Source organism: Pseudogracilibacillus amylolyticus (SeqCode), from assembly GCF_051918545.1.
Classification (GTDB): domain Bacteria; phylum Bacillota; class Bacilli; order Bacillales; family Amphibacillaceae; genus Pseudogracilibacillus.
This window is the reverse complement of record NZ_JBPPZG010000266.1, coordinates 1-4,707: the sequence shown is the minus strand read 5'-3', so window position 1 is coordinate 4,707 and position 4,707 is coordinate 1. Positions and strand designations below refer to the sequence as shown.

Genomic DNA, 4,707 nt, shown 5'->3' with positions numbered 1-4,707 from the left:
TGGTAGATGAAATCGGAAAAGAAGATGATGTTAATGCGTTAATGGAAGCAGTTTTTGCAGGCGTTACAATCATTTGTACGGCACACGGTTCATCAGTGGAAGAATTAAAAAGAAGACCTTCAATGCGACCTTTATTTGCGAATCATGTTTTTGACCGCATGTTAATTTTACAAAAAGACACTCATGATTATTTCAAAATAGATATCTTTACTGGTGAAGGTAAAAAAATCACATCAAACTTGGTGAAAAAACAATGAAATGGTTAGGAGCCTTCTTATTAATTAGCACAACCACTTATATAGGATTTGATATGAGTAATCGCTTAAGTGATCGGACGAAACAAATTAGACAATTTATATTATCACTACAAATGTTGGAAGCCGAAATGGAATACAGTCAATTAACCTTACAGCAAATATTTCGAACGATTGGAAAAAAGACCACTTATCCTATAAACAACTTCTACAACCAATTAGCGGAACATTTTGACTTTGTTGTAACAGATTTTTTAGACGTATGGGATCAAGAATTAGATAGATTAACAACTGTTTCAGCACTGAAGAATAATGAGCTGGAAATTATGAAACAATTTGGGAGAAATTTAGGACAACATACATTTATACAACAGCAAAAGCATATAACTTTAGCAATTCACCATTTACAACAACAATTAGATGAAGCAAATGACCAGCGAGTTAAATATGAAAAAATGATGAAAAGTTTGGGAGTTCTTATTGGAATATTCATCGTTTTAATACTGTTTTAGAAAGGAGTATCCTCATGCTAATTGATGCGACAATTTTATTCCAAATAGCTGGAATTGGGATCATTACTGCGCTGATCCATACAGTATTAAAGCAAGTTGGAAAAGAGGATATTGCCCAATTTGTTTCTCTAGTTGGCTTTATTATTGTCTTGATTATCGTTATTCATCATCTGGCTGACTTATTTCAGCAAATAAAATCTGTATTTTTATTAAAAGGTTTATAAATAATGGATATTGTTCAAATTGTCTTAATCGGTATAGTTGCAACATTGTTGTACATTCTTTTAAAAGATATCAGTCCCTCGTATTCATTTTTTATCGTGTTAATTACTAGCATTCTTATTCTTGTCATCGTAATAAAACAAATTGGCATCATTATTCAACTATTGAAATCCTTGGGGGATAAAGCATCTGTTAACGCTCTTTATGTGGAAACAATTTTAAAAATCATTGGAATTGCTTATATAACGGAACTTGGCTCAAACGTAACAAAAGATGCAGGACTAGCTTCTGTAGCATCAAAAATAGAATTGGCTGGGAAAATTTTTATCCTCTTACTAGCAATCCCTATTATTAGCGCCGTAGTAGAGGTTATTCTCAATTTCATTCCTGTTTCTGGAAATCAATTTCCTAGTCAGTAATTTATAGTTTGGGAAGAAAGGGGTCGTAAACAAATGAATGAAAATGTATAAAAGTATAGCTTCAATACTATTTGTTTTCATCTTGTTTATACCTATTGAGATAAATGCGAATGAACACGATGAAGATATTGAGTTGGAAAACGATATTGAATTTGAAGAAGATATTGAAGAAAAATTATTGGACAAGTTAACGATTGAAGAAGTCGATTTGTTTTGGAAGCAAATTGGTACCGAATATGGTGAGTTTATACCAGAGATTAATAATAAAAACATTGCGGAACTAATTAAAGAAAATGGGACGATCTCACTTAAATCAAGCCTTAAAGGCATCGTGAAATATTTATTTTATGAGTTAATTGTCAATGGGAAGTTATTAGGCACATTAATTATTCTAACGTTATTTTCAGTAATTTTACAATCCATGCATGCTGCCTTTGAGAAAAGTACTGTCAGTAAGATCGCTTATTTTGTTGTTTATATGGTACTTATTTATATTACACTTAATAGTTTTTACAGTGTATTCACATATGCAAAAGATACGATTGACATGATGAGTAGTTTTATGATAGCGTTATTGCCTTTAATGTTAGGCCTTATCGCTACATTTGGACAAGTAATTACGGTGTCATTTTTTCATCCAATCATTATCTTTCTCATTCATATTAGCGGTATCTTAATGACTTCTTTTGTTTTTCCTTTATTGTACCTTTCTGCATTACTTATTATTGTTAGTAATTTAAATGATAATTTTAAAGCAACTCATCTAGCAGAGTTGTTCAAATCAATCAGTATCGGTACAGTCGGGTTTTTTTTAACAATCTTTTTAGGAGTTATGTCTGTACAAGGTACTGCTACTGCCATTCAAGACGGCGTAGCGTTAAAAACAACAAAGTTTATTACAGGAAATTTTATTCCAGTTGTAGGAAGGACGTTTACAGATGCAGCTGATACAGTCTTATCTGCTGCCCAACTTTTAAAAAATGCTGTCGGAATCATTGGTTTAACGATAATCATTATTATCGCAGTTTTTCCAGCCATTAAAATAATAGCAATTTCATTTGTATATAAACTTGCTGCAGCATTACTGCAACCACTTGGAAATAGCCCAATTATAACGAGCTTAAATATTATTAGTAAATATATTCTTTATATACTAGCTTGTTTAATTACAGTAACGTTTATGTTTTTCTTATCGATCGTAATTCTTATTATCGCAAGTAATATTCCATTACTTCTTAGATAAGGTGAATTTTTATGAATGTAATATCAGAATGGGTTATGCAAGTCATTGTTTTTATATTACTTGGCACGATTGTGGAATTATTAATCCCTAATAACTCCATGAAAAAGTATGTCAATATTGTTATCGGTTTATTATTGCTACTTGTTCTTGCTAAGCCAATTCTCTATTTATTTACCGATGACGTAACAGCACAGTTAGATAAGTTTGAACAGATTATCTTTCAGGAGGAAGCGACATTGAGTGAAACAGAAACTTTAATGGAAATACAAAAAAGAGATATACAAGCTGAACAAGATGCATATATATGGAATGAGGTAAAGTTACAACTTATGAAAGAAGCAAACCCCATACTATTTGAACAATATTCGGCACAAATTGTTGAGCTTACTTTTTCATTTGATGAACCAAATGTGGACAGCTATGAAAATCTCAATGAGGTGATTATAACTCTACGGGAAAATTCAGATGGGAGAGAGTCAGATGATAAAGAGGCCGACGTCATCAATCCAGTTATTATTGAAACGGACAGGCCAAAAGAATCGAGGAGGAAGAATAATAATGATACTAATATAAGTGGTACATTAGAAGAAATATGGGGTTTAGATAAGGAAAAAATTAAAATTATGTGGGAGGGAGGGACGTCTTGATTGAAAAGCTAAAGAACTTCATTCAAAACTATTTCCGAAAAGGTACTGAAAATAAGAAACAAAAATACGTACTTGCGATTGCTTTAATTGCTATTTTATTCATCCTCCTTGGAAATTTACTAAGTCCCAAAAATGAATTGGATACAGAATTAAATCAAGAAACAGATGCAAAAGTCCAGGAAGATGATATAGAGGAAGTGTCCCTCATAAAAAATGTTAACGAAATTGAAGCGAGCTATGAAAAAGATCTACAGGTAATGCTAAATCAAATTAAAGGGGTTTCTGAAGTAGAAGTCATGGTTAACGTTGATTCTACCAATGTCAATGTATATGAAAAAGATTTAATTATGGGTAATCAGTCAACGGACGAAACAGATAAAAATGGTGGTATGAGGAATGTTGAAGATGAAACGAAAGAAACAAAGCTAGTGTATGTAAGACAAGGAGATCAGGAGGTGCCAGTATTAGTACAAACAAAGAAACCGGATGTTAGAGGAGTGTTTATCATTGCTAAAGGAGCAGATAACGCAACAGTGAAAAAATGGATTGTTGAATCTGTATCAAAAGTGCTGGATGTACCAACATATCGAATTTCAGTAATGCCAAAGTGAAAGGGGAAATTTTGAAATGTTAAAAAAACAAACGGTATGGCTTTTAACCATGTTAAGCTTAATGATCGTATTAAGTGTATATTATATGATGTCAGATCAAGAAGATTTAGCATACATTGATTCTGGACAAGAAGGTATTGAAGAAACTGTAAATCGGGATCAGAACGATAGCGATGTAGAAGTTGAAGGAGTTAGCCCAGTTCAAGGAAACGAACTTTTTACAACGATTCGAATGGAACTCGAAGACGAACGGAATATTAAAAAAGATCGTTTAAAAGAAATAGTAGCATCCAGTAGCGCAACCGCAACGGAAATTAATGAAGCATTAAATGAAATTGATTTTATCGAAAACATCGAAACAAAAGAGACAATTTTACAAGAATCAATTTTATCTGAAAATGAAAGTTATGAAGATGTTCTAGTAAGAGCAGAAGATAATAAAGTGCATGTTCATGTTATCACCGAAAACTTACCAAGAGAAGAAGCAGTAAAAATTATGCAAATGGTAAAAGACGAATTAGGAGAAATTACAGTTGATGTTAATTTTCAGGCAACTAATAGCTAATTACTTATAAAAATCCAGATGCGAGAAAGAAGCATCTGGATTTTGTTTTATTAAAAGTCCTTTTCATCAGCCCTGTTGCTTTTCATCATTGTAGTTGAAGGATACTGATGAGTAGTGAAAATTTAAAACTAGTAACAGTTTCGTTGATTTCCTTCGTAGAAATAAAAACAAAGCTACAAAACAGAATACCGCTACGGAAATACACTACGCTTTCCGTGGGCGGCTGTTGAGCCC

General features: G+C 32.4%; 7 protein-coding genes and 1 pseudogene. All 8 read left to right on the top strand.

The annotated features are described in order from the left end of the window. Positions 1 to 257, top strand: a pseudogene (locus ACPYKA_RS19075) (stage III sporulation protein AA); the annotation flags it as partial. Next, on the top strand, positions 254 to 766 hold the full coding sequence (gene spoIIIAB / locus ACPYKA_RS19070; RefSeq protein WP_479543782.1) for a stage III sporulation protein SpoIIIAB: 513 nt from the start codon (positions 254 to 256) through the stop codon (positions 764 to 766). The pseudogene ACPYKA_RS19075 and the gene spoIIIAB, both read left to right, overlap by 4 nt. A gap of 14 nt (positions 767 to 780) precedes the next feature. Next, positions 781 to 990, top strand: coding sequence for a stage III sporulation protein AC (gene spoIIIAC / locus ACPYKA_RS19065; protein ID WP_336260896.1), 210 nt, complete (start codon positions 781 to 783; stop codon positions 988 to 990). Between the two features lie 3 nt (positions 991 to 993). Further along, entirely contained in the window at positions 994 to 1,407 is a 414-nt protein-coding gene (gene spoIIIAD / locus ACPYKA_RS19060) for a stage III sporulation protein AD (protein ID WP_479543781.1), read from the top strand. 43 nt (positions 1,408 to 1,450) lie between these two features. Next, complete coding sequence (gene spoIIIAE / locus ACPYKA_RS19055) at positions 1,451 to 2,650, top strand: stage III sporulation protein AE (RefSeq protein ID WP_479543783.1); 1,200 nt, start codon at positions 1,451 to 1,453, stop codon at positions 2,648 to 2,650. Positions 2,651 to 2,661: 11 nt separating this feature from the next. Further along, positions 2,662 to 3,297 carry a stage III sporulation protein AF gene (gene spoIIIAF, locus ACPYKA_RS19050; protein WP_479543780.1) on the top strand — a complete coding sequence of 212 codons (636 nt, stop codon included), beginning with the start codon at positions 2,662 to 2,664 and terminating at the stop codon, positions 3,295 to 3,297. After that, complete coding sequence (spoIIIAG, locus tag ACPYKA_RS19045; protein WP_479543779.1) at positions 3,294 to 3,908, top strand: stage III sporulation protein AG; 615 nt, start codon at positions 3,294 to 3,296, stop codon at positions 3,906 to 3,908. Before spoIIIAF ends, spoIIIAG begins: the two co-directional genes overlap by 4 nt. A 16-nt stretch (positions 3,909 to 3,924) precedes the next feature. Continuing rightward, complete coding sequence (locus tag ACPYKA_RS19040) at positions 3,925 to 4,473, top strand: SpoIIIAH-like family protein (protein ID WP_479543778.1); 549 nt, start codon at positions 3,925 to 3,927, stop codon at positions 4,471 to 4,473. Positions 4,474 to 4,707 lie beyond the last annotated feature (234 nt).